Here is a 23405-nt window from a genome sequence, read left to right on the forward strand (position 1 = left end):
TAAACTTCTATTTCATTCAGATCGTGGTGTCCAGTATGCCTGCACTGAATTTCGGGATCAGTTGAGAGGCCTGCCTGTCGTGCAAAGTATGAGTCGTAAAGGCAATTGCTGGGACAATGCAGTAGCTGAGAGCTTTTTCAAAACATTCAAAAGCGAATTAGTGAACCATACTGACTTTCCAACGCGGGCCGCTGCCCGGTTAGCCACCTTCGAGTATATTGAGGGCTGGTATAATCGTCGGCGGAGACATTCAAGCTTGAATTACCAAACTCCCGCTCAACAGGAATCTTATTTTTACACCTCTCAGATGGCTGCCTGAAAAATATCTCCAGTATACTATTGCAAGTCCACGCTGGCAATCTCCTCTGCCAAATCTTTCAGCGCATCCTTAGCGTTTTTTATGCCGCTGGCCGTGCCGTTGAAATATGGGCTATAATCGGTAATCTTTACTTTCGGCGGCTCAACCGTAATGTTCTGTTTAACGGCATCGGCATACGCTTTTTTTATCTCATCATTGATCAGTTTTGACGCATCCGCCAACCGGCTAACCTCCGCGTTTTTGCGGTCCTTACCCAACTGATCAAACAAGGCCGCCCGGTCAGCCTGAGGACTAAACGAGGCCGTGGTTTTGATGTTGATAGCTATTTGATCCTGACTAAAGCGGCTGTTATCTACGTAGTCTTTTGCGGATTTGGCCCGCGCCCTATCTAAAGCAAGATCCGTTTCGGCCGCCTGTTGCCCGAGTACCTGAATTTTAGCTTTTAACCGCAGCGCCGTAGTGTACTGGTTGATTGCCCTGGTCGCCTGAGCGGTGTTAATTGTCTCTAAGGAGAGATTGCCCAGGTATTGAGGGGATAACGCGTTGAGGTCTTGGATAGCCCGCTGGCGAGCCTTTTTTGAGATTGTCTCATCCCTGGCCACACCCAGCAGCGCCGAAAGCTTAGATGTTTCGCTACCAATGGAAGCCGCAATTAAATCGTGTGTAGTGGCAAACAATTTGGCCTTATCGGCTGAGGTTTCCAGGTTGGCATCATAGTTGGAAATAGCCGAACCCAGCACCAGGAATGCCCCCAGGGCCGCCCCTATGGCAATCGTTACCACACCGACCGGCGAAACCAGCGCCGTAAGGGCCGAACCAATACCACTGAAGCCCCGCACAAACTGAGGCCCCAGGCTAAGCAGTGAGCCTAAACCTAAGGCTAACGGACCAATAGCGGCCGCTGTACCAACGAGCCCAAACGCAACCGCCTGAAGACTCGGGGGTAGTTCCCCGAACCGGGTAGCCGTCGTGCTCACAAAGTTACCCAGCCCCTCAATTTTGGCCGTTAATCCAAACGCTTTATCGGCTGCCTTACCCGCTTCATAGCCCGCAATGGTGAATGAATCGGATAGGTTTTCAATGGCATTTTTAGGACCACCCGAGACGCGCTCCAGTTGGGATAACTTTTTAACCAGGTCGTCAATAAATTCTTTCGGACCACGCCCGGCGGCTTGCAGAATACCGGATATTTTTTCCGGATCGACCGTGCCGAACATATCCGTAATAGCTTTCGAAATTACGGGCGAAGCAGTCAGGATGGGTTTTAAGTCTTCACTTAACACCTTCGCTTTGCCTGACATTTGGGTAAACTGGGTGATCACTGAGCCAAACTCCGCTTTACCCTTACCCCCCAGCGCAATGGCGTTACCAACCTCACTGACGTACTTTTGTGCGGTTTTGGCCTCATAGCCCAGCGTTTCAAACTGGAGCCCCGCTTGCGTTACCTCCTCAAGTCCCAGCCCCGGCAATTTGGCCAGCTCCCTAAATTCTTTGAACTGTTTACCGGCTTCCTCAACTGATCCCGTTGTAACGGTTAGCGCCCGCTGGATTCCGTCGATTTCGGCGTAGGATTTAAACGCAGTGGCACCCAGCAAAGCCAACCCGGCTGAGGCTACCGACGCGCTACGGCCAAAGGTCTGCATATTGCCCGCGGTACGGCCTAAGCCCCGGTCAAAAATTCGTTGTTGTCGGTCGGCAGCGGCAAAGCCCGCGGCTAGGTTTGTGTTAAGTTGCGACGTGAATTGACCTATCTCTGAGCGCATGGTTCGAATGCCTGCGAGAAAGTCAGTAATGGTCACACCGAACGCTATATTTACGGCTGATCCTGCCATATTTTTATTCGTTAGGGGTTATTGGCTTAAGCGACTCATAGTATTGCTTGAGCCGTTCATCATAGGCCGCCCACGACTCGCCGGGATTACAAGCCGGCACGGTCAGGCCAGCGGCTTTAATCGTCTCAATAAGTACCTGAGGCCAGGCCACGGGGGTACTCTCTTTGAGGTGGATTAATCGATTCGCATAATCAGGGTTGCTTTCGCCAGCCTTTTGCGTAGGTACCTGATCAATGCCAACCTCCATAAGTTGCTGAACGGCCGCCGCAACCGCTTCCCGTTCTTTTTTCTCCTGCTGATTAACCCGATCCGTCCACGCCTGTAGTTGCTCGGGCGTCATACTGGCGAACGTGCCTTTTTTATGCCGTGGCTCCCTTGATTTTTTCTCACCGGCTAAAAGGATTACGTCTTTTCCATCAATCGGCTGGGTTTTTTCGCCCCGGTTGATATTGTATAAGAGCGCGTAGGTTTCCCGGAAGTAAAGCCCCGTCCGGTTCTCCCGTTCGAAAAAGCCTTCCACCTTTAGCTGAAACGCGTGGGGAGGCATATTCCAAAACTCAGCTAGGCTCATACCCATTTGCCCGGTTGCTACTGCGATAAGTCGGCTCCAGTCGGTTGGTTTTGGGGCTCGTTTAGGTGTTTTGTTGCGGCCGCGGCTAGTTCGGTTACGTCCTCTTCGCTGAGGCCCAGTGACCGGGTCATAAACCCCATTGATTGTTTGGCTGCATTCCAGACCTCAGCAACGCCCGCCTCGCCTATGTCATCGAGTAGCGCGTACATTTCCTTTTTGCTAAATCCGTCGGGAATCTGATTGGCGGCCCGCGCCTGAAGGGCTGCCAGTAGGGTATTGGCGATAACGCTGGCCTGGTCGGGATCTTCGAAGATACCCTTAAGGCCAGGCCCGTAGATTTGTTCCAGGTTGTAGCGGCAGCTCCAGCCAAAGCCAAACACGTAATTGCGGCCCGCCTTGCCCACCTTACTTACTTCTCCTGATAATGCTTCTGTTGTCATGTGATATATTGGTTACTGTTTACTTAAAAGATTGTCGTTTACTGATGCCGCTCTTTGGCCGATTTTCGGGCGTGGCAGGATTTGCACAAACTCATCACGTTATTCTCATCCAGCGGTTCTCCACCAAAGCGTATAGGCTTAATGTGATCGCCTACGGTAGCCACGGTTAGGATCTTCTTTTGCAAGCAATGTTCACACAGGGGTTGCTTTTCGAGTTGGCGTTTACGCAGGTGTCGCCACGGCGCATTGCGGTAAAACTGATTCGGCACCCCGCCCTGGGCTTCATTAGCCCAACGGGAAGTAGGCTTTTGCGGATTCACCATCCAGGGGCGAATAGTCTTTTTGATAGTAGGCATAAATAGAATCGATTGGCTTATTAAAGATATAGATATTATTGATATAAACGCACATATCAATCGACTTTATTTATAGTTAATATTCTAAGAATGAGCTTGTTGCTTTTCACATCCTAAACCCCTACGACCATGAAAACACTTGATCCAATCAGCAAACGTATCCTTGTCGTTGCCCTTTCGATTTCGCTGGTATTACTCTCACTGAGCGCCTTTCTATTGACTATTAGCCGGGTGACGGCCAAGCCCACAGAAGGCGTTTACGAGAACATTATTGGACTCGGCGTTGACGAGGAATCCGCCTATTATGCCGACTTAGGCCAGCTTAAGATTTATAAAATACCCAAGAGCAAGGCCCAACCAGTGACTAGGTGGAAGTAAGCCGACGGACTAATTCTTCAAGAGGGAGGGGTGGGTAAAATCTCTGGAGAGGTAAGGCCCGCGAATCGCTGTCTTAGTCTTTCATACGCGCCGTCAAAATTAGGGAGGGGGATGCACATGGTTTTCATATGTTAACAACTTGTTTTATAAGTTGCCGAAATGGTCTACCTGACGCGAATCGCTAGCTAGTTTTGTGGGCGTGTTGTCAAAAGTCGGCAGGGGGTTCTGCGCTTGATAATCAGCTTAGAAGGGCAGAACTTATCCCCAGACTGCTCCGGTATCAGGCGATCTTAAACACCGTTCCTGAACCGTCCCCCCGTTTTCCCATGAGCTGCTGTAACTTGCTTTCGGTCGGCTTTTTCTTGACGGCAGGAATGTTCTTTCTCGACACGGGGGTAAAGCCAAACTGACTGGCCCACTTCATAGCCTGGGTGCTGGCTTCGTTATAAATCTTTAGTAGTGGCGGGGTTTCAGCGTAGTAAATTCGTCCGTCTTCATCCCGACATTCCCGCACAACGCCTTTCTTTAACTCCTCGGCCGCTTCCTCCGCGATTTGCAGGTGCATGCAATACAATCCCAGCGAATCCAGGTCCGTTTCAACCAATAACTGCTCAGTTTGGAGCACTTTTGTGTACTTTTTCCAGGCTTTTCGTCCCGTTTTGTTAAGGTAGGCAGGTGGTTCGGGTAGAGTCTCTAATGGGTTAATCTGGACAGAATCGGCCCCTACGCGGTCTTTTCGGGCTGTTCCGGTCAATTCCTTCTCTTCCTGGGTTTTTTTTAGATTGGGCATGATGATGATTTTTAGTTGTGAAATGACACCGATTTTTTTTGACTAGGCAGCGATTCGTGGCAAGGGTCCTGTTCAGAGATTTTGGGTACCCCTCCCTGAGGTCTGTTCTGGCTGGATTCAGAACATATGAAGGTTTAGAAACCCCCTGCCGACTTTTGCACGCAGACAGATTAAAGGGAACAGCGATTCATGGTCTGCAAGATGCTGGATTCTATCTGTACCCCTCCCTGGGTCCTAGTTGCTGGTCGTAAGCGGGTAGTTAGTAAGCATAGAGATTACACTTTCGTTTTCGCCGTAATAGTCACCGGGAAAGCTTAGCCGTAGCACAGCATCTAACCGTTGCAGGTCCTCAGCAAAGCCCAGTTGATAAAACATAGTCTTGAGCGAGTTAATGAACTGGTCGATCTGTTCCCGATTCAATTCGTAGTATTCAGTCTCTGCGCATAACTCCATTGTCAGTAGGTGTAACCGGTAGGCATAGCGTCGTATCATGGGATCGGTAATGCGTTCTGGATCGGGGCTATCATCGGTCTGATCTAAATCGATAAGCATAGTTGTAAGGTGTTAGATTCGTCGCAACGGAGTGGTTCCGGTCTCCTGAGTGTGCTGATTAATCGTGTCTAGTACCTGATCATCGCTCATCATGGCCTGCGTAGATTCGTAGCCCAGGCATTCGGCCACGCTACCGGCATCGAAGAGAATCTCTCCGGTCTTGCGGTCCCGAAGAATCTTGACGGGGATGCCTTCGAAGTAAGATAGATAGTATTCGTATTTGTCGTCGTAATGGATCTTGATCATGGTTGTGTTGATTGAGAACTGAGTTGATACAGGGGTAATTGATCGGAGTCGATGCCTAAGATTTTAGCGTATTCGCTCCGATTCTGACTCGGGACAAGCACAGGGTTGTAGTCTGCTTCATCAATACCAAGAGGGATAACGCACCACCGTATACGTTGCAATTGTTCGGCGGCATCAAAGGCCAGGGGCGCTCGGGGGTGAGCGATACGGGCGGTGGGCATTTGCTTTTCAAACCAAAGCTGGGGTATGCATTCACAAGTTGTGGAAACGTCCCAAGCCGCGGGGTAAGAGTCATAGGGGTCAACTTCCAGCACTTCTCCATAGATAGCTTCTCCATCGGCATAGGTCAGCCGTGCTCGGTTGTCGGACGAGGAGCCTAGCAGGAAATCGGCCAGATCCAGTCCTTTCGTACGGTCCTCATCGGTGGCCAGTTTCTCCAGATAATCATTAACAGAAATATCAAAGCCCTCGGCTTGTAGTTCCTGCCCTTTGGTAAGCCACCCTTTGTTGACTTGGCCCTTTTCATTCACTAGATCCTGATAGGCGTTTAAATCAGGAAAGAGAACAATCTTACGGCCTTTCAGCGGAGCCAAGCGTTCAGCGTTTAGATACGACTTACCTCCGGCCGCCATCCAGATAAAATCAGGGAAACAATGAGTACACAGAATAGCGGTCTTGGGGGCTTCCACAATGGCTACCGGTTGATCGATGGGCGCATGCTGAATCTGGGGCAAGCCAAACAGGCAGGGGGAACGTTCGGCTTTTTCCTCGTACTCACTCAGCCATTCAGGAACGGGCTCTTGTTTCTCCGTATAGCGACGTAGTAGGGCGGAATGGACCCAGCTGGTTTTGCTGCGGGTTTCGCCCTGTGCGTCTTTGTACTTGACCGTGTGAAAATCATCGCCAAACAGTTTGATCTGGCCGCCCCGCTTGCGGTTCTGCTCGTCAATGTACCAGAATACGCACGCACCGGGCCAGCGGCTGGAAGTGCCCACCTGAAAGCGTTGGAGAAGCGCTGTGGCGGTTTCTTCTCCTAGATGGGTCTTGAGCAATAGGGCTAACTGATTGCGCTCGTAGAAGCCCAGCGATTGCTGAAATACTTCCTCGGGAATGCAGTAAACGAGTTGTTCTGGTTTTGTCCGGGATTGTTGAGCTACGGGCTTGTCGAAGATAAAGGCAGCTACCTTCTCGGCCTGTTCGGGTGTGGCCCCTTCCATCTGAACGAGTTGATCAATTACGCCCGAGCGAGGTACGTGGCCTTTGCGCTTGAGGTTGCCCGCCATGCGAAACCAGGTCTTGGGAATGGGACCAATGCCCTCCATTGCTTTTAACTCGTCATGATACGAAAGACCAGAAGCGCCTTTGTGGTACGGGCTTAGGTGATAACCGCAGTTGCTTTCCCGGTCACAGCGACCGTATAGTTCCGGCAAGGGCTCGCTTGTTTGGGCGTCAACGTAACGACTTAGTGTTCGGCGGTGACGGGGTCCACACTCGGGACAGTCGCCCTTGATCGCCTTGGCGGGAAGTTGATAGCGAAATGATTTAGTGGCTGCTTGCATGAGTTGAGAAGAGGGAATGATAGACGTTTTCAACGGTTCCGTCGGAATGCGTATAGCTTGCGTAAAGCGTAAAGGCATTACCGTTAATCTCCAGATAAGGCGAGAGATCCGGCGTACCCGGCAGGATAATGTCAAGCTTGTGTGGAATCGCACAGGAGCCACAGGAACAGAGCTGGTAGAAAGTAAGATGTGTGTTGACCATGAGTAAAAAAAAGTATTTGTTTGGGCCTTAACTTTTATCACTTTCACCACCGAAGCCCAGGTTGAAGAGTTCTTAGCTGTTTCCTCAGCAATAGACCCAAAGTGGTGAAAGTGATAAAAGTGAGCGCGTAGAAAAGTATTTTTTTTAGTCCGGTGTATCGGAAAGCTTACGGACAATGAAGACCACCCGGCCGATATTGCGATTGCCAGTCAGGATATTGAAGCCCTCAATGCGCTTTCGGAAGTTGAGTTTGTTGACCGGGTTACGGTGACCATCGTCTCGACAAAAGCCCTGGTATTCTCGGTAAAGGTCCTGCAAGGGCATTACTTGATTCACAGCCGACTCGTACCCATATTCATCCAGAAACAACCGAACTGTATCGCTCTGACGCTTGTAGAGTTCCGTCTGGGCTCGTACGGCTTCACTATTGGTAAAGTGTTCCTGTTTCAATAGTCGACGCAATCCGGCCAATACCCAGTTTAGGACGCCAGGCAGTTCCGAGGCAATAATTTTGTTGGCTAATTGAGTATCCTGTTCATGATCGGGGATCGTCACATTGAAGGGAATAATTAAAAACCTACGGAACCAGGCGTGCGTATGTTCGGCAACGGTGGGTAATTTATTAGCATTGGCAATCAGCTTAGCGTAATTCTCGATATGAAAAGGCTTGCCGTAGAGTTCACGGGCAGGAACGGACTCACCACTCACCAGCGCCTTAAACATGGAAGCTTCCAAGTTGATACTGATCTCGGAGCAGTAATTGACTAGTTTATCTTTGATCTTGGCCCGGTGTGTTTCTTCGGTGGTAAGTTTTTCAAGCGAGTAACTACTTAGATTCTCAGGTCCTAATAGGGCGGATAATATTTCGAAGGCAACGCTTTTACCATTCGACCCATCCCCCGACAGTAGGAGCATCTTTTCCAGTTTGAGCTTGCGGGATGGAATGAAAATATACCCAAACCCTTCGGCCAGTACGTTTTGTAACTCAGCCTCTGGAAGTACTCTCATTAAGTACCGGAGCCAAGTGGGAGCCTGCCCTTCCGGATCGTACGCAAAGGGCAATTGATAGGTCATAAAGTGATCCGGATCTGGCGGGTGAAGACTGATCTTGTCCGCTTCGATTAGTAAGGTGCCGTTTGTCAAATTGATCCGAACCTGGTCCCGGTTCACTTTCGGCGCGGAGAGATGCGCCGACACAATGAACTGTTTGAAGAGTTGATCGGCAAACTCATAATGACGAGCTTTGAACTTATCAGCACCCATTCGTTCAGCCGCTTTCTGCAACAGGTTTTTAACCTCATCGTTATCAATGAGCTTCCAGAAGGCCCCATTGAACAGATAAAAGGAACCGTCGCGCTGGCAGAGCTGCCATTTGTTGCGTTTAGCCAAATCCAGTAACTCTTCAACGATAATCACCAGATAATGCTCTTTCTTGAGTTTGGCATCTTCATCGTCGACGTCAAATCCAGCCCGCTCCCGAAAGTCAATCTTTTGGACCTGATCAAGTAGACTGGTGATCAGTAATTCGTGCGGCTGTCCAACATAAGCTTGGTGTCTTAGCTGCTGGCCCAGGCTGGCGATGTCAGATTGCATACGAGCTCGAAAACTCGTATTTTTGCCTTGTGCAATTGTCGTCATGTTGTCAAGTTTTTAGCCGCCTTCGGATGCCCCCGTTGGCGGTTTTGTTTTGTGATTAAGCGAGTGGTGAAGCGGAAAACTGGGCGTTAAACCAGTTGTAGAAGGACTCGAAATCTCGAGCTACGTAGTAATGACCTCCCGCTTTCTGGATATCGGCTTCCATCTGCCGTTGGACATCACTCATTTTGTCCCGGCCAACCTTGACTTCTAAGGAAAGATGCAAGCCGTTAATGACAGCATGAATGTCCGCTGTGCCTTTGCGAGTCGTTCCATAGGTGTACGTTCCTTTTCTACCACCGACGCCTGGTCGGTACTGGCCTTGCGATTGAACACGGGTGGCAAAACCTCCGGAGAACTTGACAAAATCCAGAATACAGCGCGTAAGCCCATTCGCCGTACGGTCCTCGTATTTGGGCTTTGGTCGGAAGTTGGCGGGGACGTTCGGGTAGCGGTGCGATAAGTACACTTCCTTGAGTGCTACAAGCTGTTTGAGGGCTATTGATTCAGCTTTGGGTATCCGTTCCTTGGGGTAGGTGATCAGGTGTTGTCTCATACGCGTGCACCTCCTCTTTTACCTAGCTGACGATTGAACTGTTCTTCGGCTTGCTGATCGATCAGGGCAGCATTACTCGGTTGTTTTGTCTGACTACGAAGCCAATTTAGGACAAGCGCCTTTTCATATAAGACGCGTTTGCCGAATTTAACAACACCAGGGATTTCGCCGGCGGCTGACTTAATACGTAGGGTACTAGCGGGAATGCCTGGGCATGTGTTGCGCAGCCAAAGGAAGTCTCCATAAATGTCGGCGTCATTAACAACAGATGCGGGACTGTGGATAATCTCCTTAATTTCTAAAAGGAGCGACTCTAACCGGTTGATCCGGCGATCAATTACTGCAAATGGATTATCTATCATGGCCGTATTTTTAGTACGGCACAAAATTCATATGTGGTCCACTTGCACTAATTGCAGCAAGTTTATTGCAAGTAGATTGCAAGTAAACCGCTTATTTTGCCCTTTGTATATTCTTCTTATGTGTTTGGATATCAATGCTTTCCTGCTGATTTGGTGCGTTTAGCCTGTTTATGTGAGCAGTTAGATTTTGTCGAGTCCCAATCTCACCGAAAGTAGCCGTAAGTTGATGAAACAGCTTTGTTTTATTTACAGTGGCAGGATCAGCTATTAATCCTAAATCGTATAAAGCATATAACATATAAGCGTATTGATCGTAATTTCCACCTACATAGAGTCTTTTTAGTTTTTCTACTATGTCTGATGCTCTGGCTTCATCAAAAAAAGCATCAACAAACGAGAGGGTTATCGCTGAGCTAGTTTGAGCTTTTACTTGCGGAATGCCCGACAATTGATCTGTAATATTCAAATTACTTTCTAAATTAATATGATTACTTGCCGATTTATGCTCATCTAATGCTTTCTTTTTGAGATCTAGCCATCCACCTTCTATCCACAAATTATCTGCGGCTAATTCCTCTTCAATTTTATTGCCAATGAAAGAGCCATTTATAGCACTTTGAAAGCAGACTAGACCTATTTCATAAATCTCTTTCCATGTATCTATATCTATCTCTGATTGCATTTTTACAAAATCATCTGACTGAGTATACTCACCAAAAGTGTACAACTTTTTAGACTCATCAGGGCTTACATGTATATTCTTGAATAGTTTTTTTAAGAATGATATACGATTAGCCTGATCTGTCTCAAGGCTCTCAAGATGATACTTTAGTTGCCTAAAAAACTTGTCTGATAGATCTTTAAAGCCGTAACTAATTTTAGCTTCCTTCTCAAAATATATACTATCAGGATGGTGTTCGTCAAAGAAAATATAAATGCTGCGGTAATCAGGGCCAAATATACCAAATGCTGGCTTTGGAGTTTTTAAAGCTAAACGCACTAGACTAGAATAGTGAATTGAAAGTTTGAATAAGCCCCTCAAAATACCAATCAAATCACTTAGTTTCTCTGTTTTTGCCTGTTCCGCTTTACACAGTTCTGCATACTTTTTTGATTGAGTTTCCAATGCATCTACAATAGGCTTTGTGTTAAAATTGGTGATGAATTTATAGTAGCCAATTAGGCAATCAAACACGAATGCCCTTTGAAAAATATCATACTTATCCTCTTCCATTAATCTGAGGATTTCTACAATTCCCTTGTGGGGAGTATTAAAGTGCCTACGAAGTCCGAAAATTTCTGTAGCATCTTCAAACATTTGCAAGGGCAACCTTAAATCCGCAAATGCTTTATGATCTCTGGCTAATTCATAAATTGAATATACACAGGCATCATAATCTTCACTTACAGAGTCTTTAAAATACTCCTCAACCGATGAACGCAAACCGTATCTTATATATTCTTCCATCAGAATTACAAATTTTCAAAAGCGGCATCCATCAAATCGGTATCAAACTCAGACAGGTATATCTGCGTCGTTCTCTCGTCGCTGTGACCCATCGCTTCACTAATGATAGCGGTAGTCACACCAGAACGTTTTAAGGCCGTAGCAAAGCTGTGACGCGCTACGTAGGTAGTAAGCGGGGTAGTAATGCCTACGGCCGCACCAATTATTTTAAGATCCTGGTTAACCTGGCTCATGATCTTGCTGGAGCGGTTATGGCGCTGGGTCGGCGTAGTATGTAAGGCTGTATTCAAAATTGGAAATACATAGCCATTGGTATTAAGCTGGCGGGGCCGGTAGAAATCGAGAATGGTCAATGTCTGCGCTACGAGCCTGATTGAGAATTTACCACCGGTCTTCTGACGGGTGTAGCTCAGGCGAGGCTTACCATCCAGGTCCGAACCAATATTTGACCAGCGCAGGGCAGCCATGTCTACAAAATTGATACCCCCGCAGTAGTAGGAGAACAAAAACAGATTCTTAGCCAGCAGCAACCGCTCCTGTGTGTTGCGGAGGGTAGCATATTTTTCAACGTCCTGAGTCGGCTCGTAAGCTTCAATCTTTCGGATGTCAGCTTTACTTATAGCCCGCTTAGTCGTTCTAGTATCAAACTTGCCAACATGAAACTTTAGCTTTTCAGCCGCATTACGAGCGAAGGGATAACTATCAGGCTTCGCATAGCCGTTGCCAATAGCTTTGTTAAGGACGGCTCTAAGGGTTCGAAACTTTACCGATAGTGTGATCTCAGTAAGTCCCTCGGATCGCATCTTGGTCTCCCAGCCGTTGCAGAATTTGACTGTGACCTGATCGAAAGAAACGTCCTTGCCCTCCCCGACGTAGCGACTCAGGTTATTCTGCACATCCCGGTATACCTTTCGGTTGCCCACGTTGCCGGATTTCTCGAACTGGCTAATCAGCTCATCGAAGTAAGCAAGTAGTTTAAATTGACGGCTGGTTTTTCGCTCATCACTGACTTTAGCGGCTACGCTGCTAGCGTCATGGATTTGATCAGCCTCAGAAAGCATTTCAGCAGCATCGCTGTATTTCTCTTCCCAATTTCTTAGGGCAGCTTCCAGGGATTTGCGCCGTTCGGTTGGGTAGCTACTACGAATCTTTTCTTTTTCCGCATTCCAGTACTGGGGATGCAAACTAAGTCCAGTGGCAACAAACTTACTTTTACGATCCTTTGTAATGCGTACCCAGAAAGGATGCGACCCATCAGCGAGCGTCTTGGCCGTGCGGTAGATAATCGTTACAGTAGCTTTTCCTTCTTTATGGGTGGTGGTCCTCGCCATACTGTTGTACCCAGGCTGTTTAGGTACAACACTAGGTACAACAAATATATAATATTAACCGAAACTAACCAATACTATCCGAAGCATTCACATTGATTTTCAATACATTAAACGCAAATATAAAGACCATCAATTACCACCTAATACATCCATTCTGAGCTTCCCAAGCTGCAGGCCGTGGGTTCGAACCCCATTTCCCGCTCAAGAGTAGGCCCTTCGCAATGAGCCACTTACAATAATATGTAGGTGGCTTTTTTCATAATGATAGCATGTAGATTTGCACGGCGGGTTGCATTCCAACTTAGTAGCTAGTTCGCCTTTTACTAATCGCAGGGATTGAGAACAAAAAAAATTATTTGTTTTAGCCTTCACTTTCTACACGATTTAGATCTTTCCGCGAAGAATGTCCTATAGCATGAAGCATTATTCCCGGCTCCTTACCGGTCTTTTACTAATTCTCTCACTCGATCAGTGTAAGCAACCATCTGTCCCGGTTCAGGCCAATACCACACCCACCCAAGACGATAATATGGCCCCAGGCAATCCCGACGGAGCCAGAGCCTCAGAATCCAGTCCTAACACTTACCTGATTACCCACGCTACGTATTCGCTTTCCTACAGCCAGTCCACTGGTATCGCCGATTGGTGCAGTTGGCACTAGCATTACCGGCCATAGGCAACCCAGTTTATGCCATATATCCAATCTACAAAAAGGCTCACAATAAAACAGCCCCGACAAGTGCCGAGGCTGTATGTATGAATTGTATCCACTCTTACTTCTTAAAATACTCGACTTTATCTGAATCCATATTATTAATCATCTTTAACTCATCGCCTGCGAGGCCACTAATGGTGGCACTCATCGTGAAACTGCCTTGCGTGGTGACCGGCGTCTGCGTGCCCGTTAATCCCACCGAGAGCTTGCTGCCAGCTCCCAAGGCCTGAGTCGTGGCTAATACATACGCGTCTGGATTGGACGTTCCATCGAAGGTCCAGCTCCCGTTTTGCACCCCTTTGCCGCCCACCAGCGCTGCGGTCCCGTTAAAGCTTAAAACCACGCTGGGATCTTTGCTAATCAACACCGTTACCACCCCGTTGCTGGCCGTTCTGTTCAATTCAAATACCTCCACCACCACACTCATGGTCGTGGTGCCGTACTGAGTCGAAGGCGTCGTGTAGAGCAGCACCGTTAGATCCGGCGCTGTGGTCACCGTGAGCGAGCGAGCCGCCGTGCACTCCTTACTGTCGGTGACCGTTACGTTGTAACTCCCCGCGCTCAGGCTGATGATGGCATTCGTCCCGTCGCCAGTGGGAGTGCCCGGCGTCCAGTCGTAGCTATAACCGGGCGTTCCGCCGGTGACACTCACGGAGGCCGTCCCATTGCTGCCGTCCGCCGCACTAACCCGGGTTGAGGAGAGAGTCAGGCTGAGCGCCAAGGGCTGAGTGAGACTAAAACTGGTGCTGGCTGTAAACCCTGAAGCGGTAGCCGTCACGGTGAGCGAATAGGCCCCCGCCGTCAGGCCTGTCACCGCAGAGCCAGTTTGGGCCAGCATTGTGCTGGTAGTGGTGTTGCGCCAGACGTAGGTGAAGGGGGCGGATTCGCCTGTAGCGGTGACGGTGGCCGTTCCGTTAGCTCCCCCGTTACAGCTGACATTGGTCTGAGAAGTAATGCTAAGAGCCAGCTCATTGACATTGATCACGTTCACGGTGACAGTAGCCGTAGTACTGAGGACAGGTGTGCCATTGTCGCTTACCTGGACGATCAGCGAATAACTAGGCGTGACCTCGTAATTGAGAACTGCTGAATTAGCCACCGTGAGTTGACCTGTAGCGGCATTGATGGCGAAGGTGTTGTTGGTATTGCCTGCCGTGATGGCATAACTTAACGTCTGTCCCGCATCGGGGTCGCTGGCCGCAATGACCGCGCCAACGACCGTCCCATTACCCGAGTTTTCAGCAATGGATCGGGTCTGGTTGGCGATGACCGGCGGGTTGCTAGGCGTGCCCGTTACCTGAATCAAATCGAAAGCAATGGATTCTCCAGCCCCGTCGGCCGAGCCGCTGGCGTCCTCAATCATAAAATCCACTAGCTGACCATTGGCTGCTACCGGTAGAGGAAAATCAAACAGCGTCAAAGTGGGTGTCAACTGAGGACCCGTGGGCACGCCGGTTGGATTAGCCGGGTTGGCATCCTGACGCAGATTACCCGTGGTACTCACACCGGTAGGGGTGTTCTGGTCGGTGCTGCGGAAGGAGGCTAGCACCACCCAGATCCCCCCGTTGATGCGGTAGTAGATTTTGGCGTAGTCCGGCGTTTCCCAGGCGTTTCTCGATGCGCCCAACAGAATCTTGAAACGTAGATTAGCATAGTTAGCTCCGTTCACCTGCTGGGTAGTAAACAATCCCAGGCGGACTGGAGCGGGGTTCGTAGAATTGGTTGAACCACCCCCGTACCAGTAGTAATTGTTACTAATGTTGGTATAGGTCGTCGGGGTTTCGCCGTTCGAGTTCCACTGACCGTTAGGATTACTGGCAATGTTAGTGCGGAAGAAAGCCGCTCCGTTGCCTCCTATAAAAGTGTTGCTGCTGTAGCGGGTCCCTTCGCCATCGGTGGTAAGATCGTCGGAGTAAGGCAGACTGGCGGGCAGGTTAAGCGCCGAACTCACCGCGAGGATGCGCGTTTGGGCCGGACTGCCGTTAAGCCCATCGAGCACGGTAAAGTCGATGGAGCGACTGCCCGCCGTAGCATTTATCGTATTGCTATTGCGGTATGTCACACTGCGCAGAGCGGTTGCATAAGCGGCTGGAGAAGCTGTTCCAGTTAGACTCAGTACCCCTGTGCTGGTGGTGTACGTTCCGGTAATACCATTAGCAGAGGTGAAGGCCAGCACATCCTGACCGGAGACAAAGCCACTGCTAATCGCTACTTTGGCCCCCGTCAGGGTAGAGCCAGACGGGTTACCAGCAGTGAGGGTATTAGTCAGCTGAATAGCGGCTCCTCCTTCGGCATAGGAAAGCGTCGTTGATTCGATACCCGTCAGGGTTGGTGGGGGTACGTTGCTGAGTATACCCGTTACCCGGATGTTGTCGAAGGCTAATTCGGTTGACGAGCCGCCCCGGGCATCAACCACTACCCGCACCAGTAGGGAGCTACCCGACACCGGAATAGCAAAGGTAAAATCCTGAAAAGTCTGAGTCAGGGCGGGGGACGGTGTAGCCGCCGTCCGGTCATCGCTGGCCGACCCATTCAGGTTGGCGTCTAGCCGCCATTCGCCGTTTTCATTAGGCCCAATAAGCTCATCACCCAGAAATTGGCCAATAGTGGTCCAACTGGCCGCGTTGTTGAACGAATAATCGATTCGTATCGCATCCGTCTTTCGAATGCCTCTTGCACCCGCTCCTGCGTTAGGGACTCCACGGGGAGAGGCTAATGCTACTATAACCTTTAAGCTATTGTAGTTAGTCGTATTGATTGAGTTGAGACGCACAAAACCTGCCGGGCGCCTATCACCCGAAGGCAGTCCCGATGTACCGCGTACGGATTCCGAGGCCCAGAAGCCGGTACCCTGCAAATTCTTTAAAGTGATTATGTTTACGCTAGCCCCGAATGAATAATAGTCACTCGTCCCGGTCGAGTAGGGATTTAAGAAAGGATTGGTTGTACCCCGCACAAAGTACTGGATCAGTCCGTTGCCAACCTCGGGATCAGCAGACCCTTTGGGCCGTAGGTCAAACGTGTTGGATGTATAGCGGCTAGGCTCGCCGTCTGTATCAAATGTTTCCTGCTGGAGCGTGACGGTCTGCGCCTGAGCGCTAATCGATAGCATCAGGAGGAGTAAACATAGACTTTTTAAGTAAGCTAGATTAACAGAGGGTAAAGGACTAGTCATATTTAAGGGTAAAAAGGTTTCTACTTAACTAACCATTTTGATAGTGATTTATTGACTATCAGGTATGAAAGCTAGTGAATCTGTAGGGATTGTGGGGAGAAAAGATGTGAACAACCGGATTTAGGGTGTGAACAACTGAAGTTTATAGATAGACATATTCTCATTCATTCAACTACTGGTGTCCAAAAGTAAATGCACACTTGATTCATGCCCCTGCCCGAACAGGTAGTTGTGACTTATGTCTTTATGAATCATTTTGTTTGGGGCCGATGAAAACCATTGCTTACGAATACTAAAGCCATTTGCTCAGTTATGGCCCTCAGGTCAATTAATGTCCTGATCAATTAGGTTAGCATAAGTAGTGGTTTTAAAACCATCTCAAGGCTATGAAAAAGAGACTCTTATTAGGCGCTTTACTGCTGGCTATAACCAGCTTTACGGCTCAGGCACAATCTACTGCTTCCGGAAGTAGTGACACCGACACCCCAACATCAGGCGTAACACCGGCACAAAATGGCTCAACAGGGGCTACGGTTTCGGGTGCTAAAGCAGGCTCAACTAGCATGAGTCAGGGTGGATTAAAAAGCAGTGGCCGAAAAATGAAGCGTACTAGCAAAGCCAGCAAGAGCAGTTCTCTCTCCTCGACTGGTCGGTAGTTCGGAGCAACCAGAGTCGTAAGCATAATCCCGACGCACTGGTAGTTGTAGCCGCAAGATCACCTTGATTTAGGTAGATACTAACTATCCCTGCTTTTTTCCTTCCGCTCTTGGTCTTGAAAAAAAAGGTCAGCCTTGTTAAAGCTATACATCGTAATGCCCGACAGGATAACCGCCAAAACACTCGCAATCTGCCGATTGTAGGGATGAAGCACGCCTTCTTCATCTGTACGCCCCCAGGATGGGGGAACAAACCCTAATAAATCCCGCAAACCTCCATACAGTAGAATCGTCAGCACAAAGCCAATCAGAAGCCGAGGAAAGATACCCGATCTTATTTTTTTAATAAGCGGCAGGCCTTCATGAAACCATTTACCACTAAGACATTTCCATCCAAAGTCCAGAAAATGTAGGCAGAAACATAGGAAGGCATACATGACCAGCAGGGCAAGGGGGATATAAAGTAGCTTAATGACAGTGTCCATTTAGCAGGGAGTAGTAATAATTGAGCCTATTTAACCAGTTCTGAGTAGCTAGCAGGACTGCGCCTTACAGTACTACAAACTTAGCACTATTGGTAGATGCTAATCAAACCCATTTACTACTGAAACGTTAATACGGCTACCCTACAGAACCTACAAAAGGGTATGTTTAGCAGACTACAGAGCATACTAAGCGTACTTAAAATACCCCATAAAAGGACATTCTACCCGTAATGACCTACGTTTTATCCATACGCAGAAAAGGGCCCCTATGCACCCCTTTTTGACCTTATCCACAACCATCCCCCCAACCCTGTGGATAAAAATTTACAAAAAGGAGAAATTCTCGTTTTGGCCTGCTTGAATGTACTGACTCGATGTACTCAATGCACTCCGCCTGCTACCCTATAAAAGGAAAATGCGGGAATTCAGGCATCTATTACTTTCATTATTTTCTCCCAAATTCGGCTAAAAAGGAGGTTTGGTAGTCGTTTCTGGAAATGGACAAACGGGAAGAAAAATAAAAAGATGGTTGATGGGCCTACATTTCGTGCACAAACTATATAGATGACGCTTTGCGCTGGCAGTACACATCATAATGGGTCCGCAAAACTTGCTGTTCCTAAATGAACGACTCTAAGTATCTAGTAAAGTTTATACAGAATCGTGCGAATCAAGGGAGCTAACTTAAACGGTGCCTATTTACCGTTTGTATTTGACTATGTTCGATGGTTAGGTTCACCGATCGCTCCCCTTTGGGACGGGTCCGGTGAAGGATATTTCTAGGAATGGTAAATAGCTGACCGGGCAGTAACTCGATCGTTTCGGATTCCATCTCTATGATTAAGACCCCATCCATCGTGATAAAGGTCTCATCCGAATTGGGATGGTAATGCCACTCATAGGGTTGAGTCATGATGCTGACTTTTACCACATGGTCATTGACGGAGGCTAGCGAGAAATTTGCATACGGGGCCGTGACAGCGCGCGCTAATTCGTGAATATCAAGTAGGGTCAGTGGGGCAGCCTCCATAAAGGGGATAACATTACTTAAAACCTGATTAAAACCTTTACTACAGGGCCGCATTGCCGCAGCAGGTAGTTTAGCCAGGGAAAAATACCTGGTTAGAATGTCGTTCAGTTGACGGCCGGCATATCGGAGGGGTCAATTAGTAAGTAGCCGGGATTGATGCAAGCTCCATGCCAGCGAACCCCAACATGCAAATGCGGACCCGTTACCCGGCCTGTTTCCCCCACTGAGCCAATGGACTGACCTTTCGTAACGGTCTGATTGGCCTTCACCGAAAAACTCTTTAAATGAAAATACTCCGAGATTAAGCCGTTACCATGGTCAATATAGACCGAGTTGCCACTATAAAAGTGATTGGCCACCAGCAACACCCGACCGTTCCCGATACTTAAGACCGGCTTGCCCATGCCAACCGGGTAGTCTTGGCCCGTATGGCGGTCGCGGGGCTGACCGTTCAACGTCCGGCAAGCGCCAAAGTTACCTTCTCCCTTGGGCAGGTTATGAGCAGGCTTGCCTACCGGTAGATCGAAGACGGCTGGGCGCTCCTTCGATTGAAAGCTGATAAGCGGGTTGACTAGTGAGGCTTCTTTGGTCGCACGGGCCTGGTTTTGGGCTGACACGTTAACGTACTCCTGTTTGGGGAAATTTTTCAGGTCTTCCTGAACGCATTCTTTGAAACCTACCTGGAGCGTAGCCGTTTCGAGCTTACCTCCCGTTGTGCGCCGGGAGATGGTATAGGCCCCTGGCTTCATATCCATATCAACGGGATAATAGCAGGTACCATTAACGGGGGCCCAGGCTCGTTTCTCTAAACTACAGCGCAGGCAGTTGCCTGCCCATCGAGCTACCTGGCCCTGAGCCACACTGACCGATTGGGATGGTATAAGTGATGGTGTTTTTTTGGTTTGCGCTTGTGTTACCGGCAAGCTGAAGTAGACTGCCAATAGAGTTATTATGCGTATTGCTTCCATAGGTTGGTCCTGGGGTGTATCAGTATACAGATAACAACCCGTTCAGACCAGGCTATGTTCTAAGGTCAGGTCTTTAAGGCTAGCGCTCCATTGAAGACACTTTAAAAATGGTACACCCAACACTCATACACAACCCATTGGTATCTTAAAGGGGCATTTCACCTCCCAATTGATGGCCTCTACTTAGCACTTACGTGACGAACTTAAAATATATAAGGCCCGATCCAACCATGTGAACCGGGCCTTTTTCTCACTCTTAACAAGTGTTTACACTTAATTCAACCGTCGTGTATGATTAAACGACTCGGCCGAAAATGCTACCTCGCCCGAATCCACTCCGATTAAGCGACTACGCGCAAACGCTGACGCCTAGACACGGCCTTAATCCGGCTCCCCCTCCCGAATCCCTGGCACAAAGCCGCCCACGATGCCTACCGCGTCCTTAACGTAGCGATTGGTGGCGTGGGGGAGGCCCAACCACCCAGCTTGGTAATGGCCATGTTGTTAGCGCCCTGCACCGATCTTCGGGTTAATCCTGTATCCCGCCCCTGCCCAAAGGCAAGGGGAATGACAGTTCCATTCTCGTCCCGAAGATCCGATATCCTAGCAATGCACTTGAGCTGCTTGGAAAAGTAAGCCGCACTGGCGTAGCAGAGGCCCACCGGACGTGGGCGCGGGCGAAGCTTTTCTTTAAGAGCCATTCTTTGAGCTCGGTGGCCGTTCGAAAGGAAATGTTCTGCACCGGAATTTTGAGCTCCTTTTGAAAAATAAGAAACTGCTGAATCAATACCCAGCGCTTGGGGTAGGTGCGGTAGGTGGAGGGCGCAATCTGCTCGGCTTTGCGGATGCGCCGGTTGGGCTCGATCATGCTGAACTTCCAAGTCAGAAATTCCATATAATACGTCCCGTAGCGTCACCAGTTGAATGTTGCCCAGCCGCAATCTTTCCTGCGTATTTATGATCATGAGGCCGTCGATCACTCGTGAGGCCCCCCTGGCTGTTATGAAAGTTGAGCTGAGCGTGGGCGGCTTCCAAATTATTCTAATACGCGTTGATGGCCCGGTTGAGGCTGCTCACTTTGTCGCGCAGGAGTTCTTGCAACCCGCTATCAGCTCAGGATCAATAATGTAAATGAATGGAGCAAGGTATTCAGTCCGGCATACGCGTTACGCCCTCTTTCGTCAGTAGCTTCTTATGTTGGCCAGCATGGCCATTTGCCGGGTATTCCTTCTGCGGAGGAGGTTGCTCAGAAGAGAATGGATCTGGCTAAACTAAACGCTATGCTGCTAGAGAAGATTAAAGAGCTAACGCTGTACAGTATTCAACTAGAAAAGACCAGTCAACAACAAAGCCAGGAATTACAATCCATCAAGCAGAAACAGATTCAGTTCGAGCAGATGATAAGAGAAATAGTGAATCGAAAATAGAAAAAAGCTTAGCTCACCGTTGGGTTATCCTTACCAGCCATACACCCTAATCCACTGGTGAGGGGCAAAAAAGATGGGGAGCTAAGTCACGGAAATAAGGTGCAATGCGTATTGATTGCTACTGGCTCGTTTTTAGCCATTCTGAGCGAGTATTTACCTGAGAGCAACTGGCCTAGAAAGTACGGCAAATTACATCTATAGACCGTTAGCGATGGCCTAACTACGCTATTGATTATCGATACGCCCTATACACTAAATCAAGCATTTCTGCCACTAATTAGCGTGATTTCAACGGTAATCAATGTTTTCGTAGTTAGTAAGTTAACAGGATTGTAAATTATCTAAACAATTTACGATCCCTTGGGTATAAGTGATCTAACGTATAGGCTATCATAAACCAACACGACTACCGGTATGAATCGCTTTACCCGCTCACAGTGTCTACTGTCCAATCGTTTAGGGAGTGTCTTAGTTAGTTTGTGCGTGTGTTGTCTGGTATTCTTTGATGGTCAGACCGTCTTTGCCCAGACGTTCCCAACTAACTTTACGCAGGTAGCGGTTGCCACCGGTCTAACGGCACCAACTGTCGCTATGGCTGCCCCAGACGGTCGAATCTTTGTGGCCCTACAAAGTGGAAGCTTACGTGTTGTCAAAAACGGCACGTTGCTGCCTACGCCCTTTGTACAGCTCAACGTGAATTCATCAGGTGAGCGAGGTTTGCTGGGCATCGCTTTCGATCCGGCCTTCGCCACCAACCAGTACATATATTTGTATTATACGGTCCCCACGAGCGGAACGATCACGGTGCATAACCGGATCAGTCGCTTCACGGCCAATGGGGATGTGGCGGTAGCCGGTAGCGAAACCATTATTTTGGAGTTGAACCCGCTCAGTTCCGCAACCAATCACAATGGGGGAACTATTGTATTTGGGCCCGACCAGAAACTGTATGTTGGCGTGGGAGAGAATGCCAATTCAGCTAATTCACAAAATTTAGATACGTATTTAGGTAAAGTACTGCGCATTAATCCGGATGGGAGCGCCCCATCCGACAATCCCTTTCCAACGGCGGATTCAGAAGCTAAAAAACGAGTCTGGAGTTATGGTTTACGCAATCCGTATACGCTGACATTTCAGCCAACTACTGGCCGTCTGTTTGTGAATGATGTGGGCGAGAATACCTGGGAAGAAATCAACGATGCCACGACGGGAGGGCTAAATTTTGGCTGGCCCAGTGCCGAAGGGACAAGTAGTAATGCGGGCTACACCAACCCTGTTTATGCCTATCACCATGGCAGTGGCGATGGTTTTGGCTGTGCCATCACCGGGGGCGCTTTTTATAACCCGACGCTGTCCCGCTATCCCGCTTCCTTTACCGGAAAATACTTCTATCAGGATTATTGTAACAACTGGATAAACGTACTGGATTTATCCGGCTCAGTCGCTGTTCGGTCTACCTTTGCTACGGGCTTGCCTGGTAATAGTTTAGGGTTAACGTTGGGTACGGATGGGTACCTGTATTATCTGAGTAAGAGCTCCGCGTCACTTTACCGAATTGAATACACGGGCCCTGATCTGGCGACAATCCTGTACGCCCAGCCTTCCAGCGTTAACGGTACCAGCCCGGTCAGCCTGGTCGTTAATGTATTTGAGCTTAATGTAGTCCCTACCAGTGGCCCTATCAAGGTCTATGTCACTAAAGATCCCCTATTGACCCTAACCTTTGATCCGTCGGCTACCAGTCTAGGCAACCGCCCAGTGCAGAATGGTCTATGGCAATTTGACGGGGTTAGTAATGCCACGGCCTACGTATTAACAACCACCCAGACCACCGGCACCAGTGGTAAACTCTCGGTGGGTCTAAGCGGGCAGCTCACTCCGGGCAACACCAAAGGCAACCTCAATATCAGTGTCGTGGTGGAAGGCAGTGGAGTGGGGGAAGTTAAGCTAACGAACAACGCCGACGCCGAGCGGATTGAGTACTTCAACAAGTAAGTCGGGCGGAAGTAAATTAGCCCTCATATTTTACCAGCGCCTGCACGTAGTAAATACGGCTGGGAAGAACCCCGATCGCAATACTACCAAATGGCTGCCATCCCTCATTGATAGCAGCCTGAATTAACGAACTTAACTCTGTAGGATCATCGGCCTTAATGGCGTTATACCCTTTTATTTGCTTTTCCATATTCTTGCTTGTTTTTAAAGATAACCCTGGCAAATGAACTTAGCTTATTTTTTGAACAAATAGTTTATCACTTCGACGATATTGACGCCTGGGTATTCACAGCCTACGGCGTCCGGTTGACGCTACCCGATCCGACCAAGCGAAAAGATGGGTATGTGTGAGGAATT

At 48.8% G+C, this 23405-nt stretch carries 28 protein-coding genes; 8 read left to right on the forward strand and 20 right to left on the reverse strand.

Features of this window, described 5'->3' with window-relative positions:
• A partial coding sequence (locus BM202_RS34310) for an integrase core domain-containing protein (RefSeq protein ID WP_143100726.1) occupies positions 1–319 on the forward strand: 319 nt, incomplete at its 5' end.
• A 17-nt stretch (positions 320–336) separates the two neighbouring features.
• Here BM202_RS34310 and BM202_RS34315 read toward each other — a convergent pair.
• The 4 genes from BM202_RS34315 to BM202_RS34330 are packed head-to-tail and all read right to left on the reverse strand — an operon-like array spanning position 337 to position 3518.
• Entirely contained in the window at positions 337–2151 is a 1815-nt protein-coding gene (locus BM202_RS34315; protein ID WP_093834778.1) for a tape measure protein, read from the reverse strand.
• Positions 2152–2155: 4 nt separating this feature from the next.
• A complete protein-coding gene (locus tag BM202_RS34320) occupies positions 2156–2722 on the reverse strand; it encodes a hypothetical protein (RefSeq protein WP_143100856.1) in 567 nt (188 codons plus the stop codon).
• A 17-nt stretch (positions 2723–2739) separates the two neighbouring features.
• Positions 2740–3162: a hypothetical protein gene (locus tag BM202_RS34325; RefSeq protein WP_093834782.1), complete on the reverse strand. Its 423-nt coding sequence runs from the start codon at positions 3160–3162 to the stop codon at positions 2740–2742.
• Between the two features lie 38 nt (positions 3163–3200).
• Positions 3201–3518, reverse strand: coding sequence for an HNH endonuclease (locus tag BM202_RS34330; RefSeq protein WP_093834784.1), 318 nt, complete (start codon positions 3516–3518; stop codon positions 3201–3203).
• A gap of 129 nt (positions 3519–3647) precedes the next feature.
• Here BM202_RS34330 and BM202_RS34335 point away from each other — a divergent pair, with 129 nt between their 5' ends.
• A complete protein-coding gene (locus tag BM202_RS34335; protein WP_093834786.1) occupies positions 3648–3896 on the forward strand; it encodes a hypothetical protein in 249 nt (82 codons plus the stop codon).
• A 280-nt stretch (positions 3897–4176) separates the two neighbouring features.
• On the opposite strand, the gene BM202_RS34340 is transcribed toward BM202_RS34335, so the two are convergent.
• The 10 genes from BM202_RS34340 to BM202_RS34380 form a co-directional block, all read right to left on the reverse strand.
• Complete coding sequence (locus tag BM202_RS34340) at positions 4177–4686, reverse strand: phage terminase small subunit P27 family (RefSeq protein WP_093834788.1); 510 nt, start codon at positions 4684–4686, stop codon at positions 4177–4179.
• A 234-nt stretch (positions 4687–4920) separates the two neighbouring features.
• A complete protein-coding gene (locus tag BM202_RS34345) occupies positions 4921–5238 on the reverse strand; it encodes a hypothetical protein (RefSeq protein ID WP_093834790.1) in 318 nt (105 codons plus the stop codon).
• A 12-nt stretch (positions 5239–5250) separates the two neighbouring features.
• On the reverse strand, positions 5251–5484 hold the full coding sequence (locus BM202_RS34350) for a hypothetical protein (RefSeq protein ID WP_093834792.1): 234 nt from the start codon (positions 5482–5484) through the stop codon (positions 5251–5253).
• Positions 5481–7043, reverse strand: coding sequence for a DUF6371 domain-containing protein (locus BM202_RS34355; RefSeq protein WP_177236805.1), 1563 nt, complete (start codon positions 7041–7043; stop codon positions 5481–5483). The genes BM202_RS34350 and BM202_RS34355 overlap by 4 nt, the downstream gene beginning before the upstream one ends.
• Positions 7027–7245 carry a hypothetical protein gene (locus tag BM202_RS36945; protein ID WP_143100857.1) on the reverse strand — a complete coding sequence of 73 codons (219 nt, stop codon included), beginning with the start codon at positions 7243–7245 and terminating at the stop codon, positions 7027–7029. The genes BM202_RS34355 and BM202_RS36945 overlap by 17 nt, the downstream gene beginning before the upstream one ends.
• A 144-nt stretch (positions 7246–7389) precedes the next feature.
• Positions 7390–8883: a DNA primase family protein gene (locus tag BM202_RS34360; RefSeq protein ID WP_093834794.1), complete on the reverse strand. Its 1494-nt coding sequence runs from the start codon at positions 8881–8883 to the stop codon at positions 7390–7392.
• Between the two features lie 55 nt (positions 8884–8938).
• A complete protein-coding gene (locus BM202_RS34365) occupies positions 8939–9436 on the reverse strand; it encodes a hypothetical protein (RefSeq protein WP_093834796.1) in 498 nt (165 codons plus the stop codon).
• Positions 9433–9798 (reverse strand): hypothetical protein, encoded by a 366-nt coding sequence (locus BM202_RS34370; RefSeq protein ID WP_093834798.1) that lies wholly within the window; start codon positions 9796–9798, stop codon positions 9433–9435. The genes BM202_RS34365 and BM202_RS34370 overlap by 4 nt, the downstream gene beginning before the upstream one ends.
• Positions 9799–9889: 91 nt before the next feature.
• On the reverse strand, positions 9890–11266 hold the full coding sequence (locus BM202_RS34375; RefSeq protein ID WP_093834800.1) for a hypothetical protein: 1377 nt from the start codon (positions 11264–11266) through the stop codon (positions 9890–9892).
• 5 nt (positions 11267–11271) lie between these two features.
• Positions 11272–12597, reverse strand: coding sequence for a site-specific integrase (locus BM202_RS34380; RefSeq protein ID WP_093834802.1), 1326 nt, complete (start codon positions 12595–12597; stop codon positions 11272–11274).
• Between the two features lie 415 nt (positions 12598–13012).
• Here BM202_RS34380 and BM202_RS37685 point away from each other — a divergent pair, with 415 nt between their 5' ends.
• Positions 13013–13258 (forward strand): hypothetical protein, encoded by a 246-nt coding sequence (locus BM202_RS37685; RefSeq protein ID WP_093834804.1) that lies wholly within the window; start codon positions 13013–13015, stop codon positions 13256–13258.
• Positions 13259–13370: 112 nt separating this feature from the next.
• Here the strand turns inward: BM202_RS37685 and BM202_RS34390 are convergent, their stop codons facing one another.
• The gene (locus BM202_RS34390; RefSeq protein WP_177236806.1) at positions 13371–16424 is read right to left on the reverse strand and encodes a cadherin repeat domain-containing protein; all 3054 of its coding nucleotides are present in this window, start codon (positions 16422–16424) and stop codon (positions 13371–13373) included.
• 449 nt (positions 16425–16873) lie between these two features.
• On the opposite strand from BM202_RS34390, the gene BM202_RS36955 reads away from it, so the two are divergent.
• Positions 16874–17143, forward strand: coding sequence for a hypothetical protein (locus BM202_RS36955; protein ID WP_143100858.1), 270 nt, complete (start codon positions 16874–16876; stop codon positions 17141–17143).
• Positions 17144–17223: 80 nt separating this feature from the next.
• On the opposite strand, the gene BM202_RS34395 is transcribed toward BM202_RS36955, so the two are convergent.
• The 4 genes from BM202_RS34395 to BM202_RS36960 all read right to left on the reverse strand — a co-directional run bounded on the left by BM202_RS34395 (position 17224) and on the right by BM202_RS36960 (position 20327).
• Positions 17224–17628, reverse strand: a complete 405-nt coding sequence (locus tag BM202_RS34395; RefSeq protein ID WP_093834808.1) for a hypothetical protein — start codon at positions 17626–17628, stop codon at positions 17224–17226.
• A 679-nt stretch (positions 17629–18307) separates the two neighbouring features.
• Complete coding sequence (locus tag BM202_RS34400; RefSeq protein WP_093834833.1) at positions 18308–18658, reverse strand: cupin domain-containing protein; 351 nt, start codon at positions 18656–18658, stop codon at positions 18308–18310.
• A gap of 104 nt (positions 18659–18762) precedes the next feature.
• The gene (locus BM202_RS34405; RefSeq protein WP_093834809.1) at positions 18763–19626 is read right to left on the reverse strand and encodes a M23 family metallopeptidase; all 864 of its coding nucleotides are present in this window, start codon (positions 19624–19626) and stop codon (positions 18763–18765) included.
• A 431-nt stretch (positions 19627–20057) separates the two neighbouring features.
• The gene (locus BM202_RS36960) at positions 20058–20327 is read right to left on the reverse strand and encodes a hypothetical protein (RefSeq protein WP_143100859.1); all 270 of its coding nucleotides are present in this window, start codon (positions 20325–20327) and stop codon (positions 20058–20060) included.
• Between the two features lie 59 nt (positions 20328–20386).
• Here BM202_RS36960 and BM202_RS37690 point away from each other — a divergent pair, with 59 nt between their 5' ends.
• The 3 genes from BM202_RS37690 (at position 20387) to BM202_RS34420 (ending at position 23048) form a co-directional block, all read left to right on the forward strand.
• Entirely contained in the window at positions 20387–20587 is a 201-nt protein-coding gene (locus tag BM202_RS37690) for a hypothetical protein (RefSeq protein ID WP_177236807.1), read from the forward strand.
• A gap of 319 nt (positions 20588–20906) precedes the next feature.
• Positions 20907–21053: a hypothetical protein gene (locus BM202_RS37695; protein ID WP_177236808.1), complete on the forward strand. Its 147-nt coding sequence runs from the start codon at positions 20907–20909 to the stop codon at positions 21051–21053.
• Positions 21054–21467: 414 nt separating this feature from the next.
• Complete coding sequence (locus BM202_RS34420; RefSeq protein WP_093834815.1) at positions 21468–23048, forward strand: PQQ-dependent sugar dehydrogenase; 1581 nt, start codon at positions 21468–21470, stop codon at positions 23046–23048.
• A 16-nt stretch (positions 23049–23064) separates the two neighbouring features.
• On the opposite strand, the gene BM202_RS34425 is transcribed toward BM202_RS34420, so the two are convergent.
• Complete coding sequence (locus BM202_RS34425; RefSeq protein WP_093827353.1) at positions 23065–23238, reverse strand: DUF1737 domain-containing protein; 174 nt, start codon at positions 23236–23238, stop codon at positions 23065–23067.
• Between the two features lie 8 nt (positions 23239–23246).
• On the opposite strand from BM202_RS34425, the gene BM202_RS37700 reads away from it, so the two are divergent.
• Positions 23247–23399, forward strand: a complete 153-nt coding sequence (locus tag BM202_RS37700; RefSeq protein WP_177236596.1) for a hypothetical protein — start codon at positions 23247–23249, stop codon at positions 23397–23399.
• The last annotated feature ends 6 nt before the right edge of the window (positions 23400–23405 follow it).

Origin of the sequence: Spirosoma endophyticum (assembly GCF_900112365.1) — a bacterium.
Classification (GTDB): Bacteria; Bacteroidota; Bacteroidia; order Cytophagales; family Spirosomataceae; genus Spirosoma; species Spirosoma endophyticum.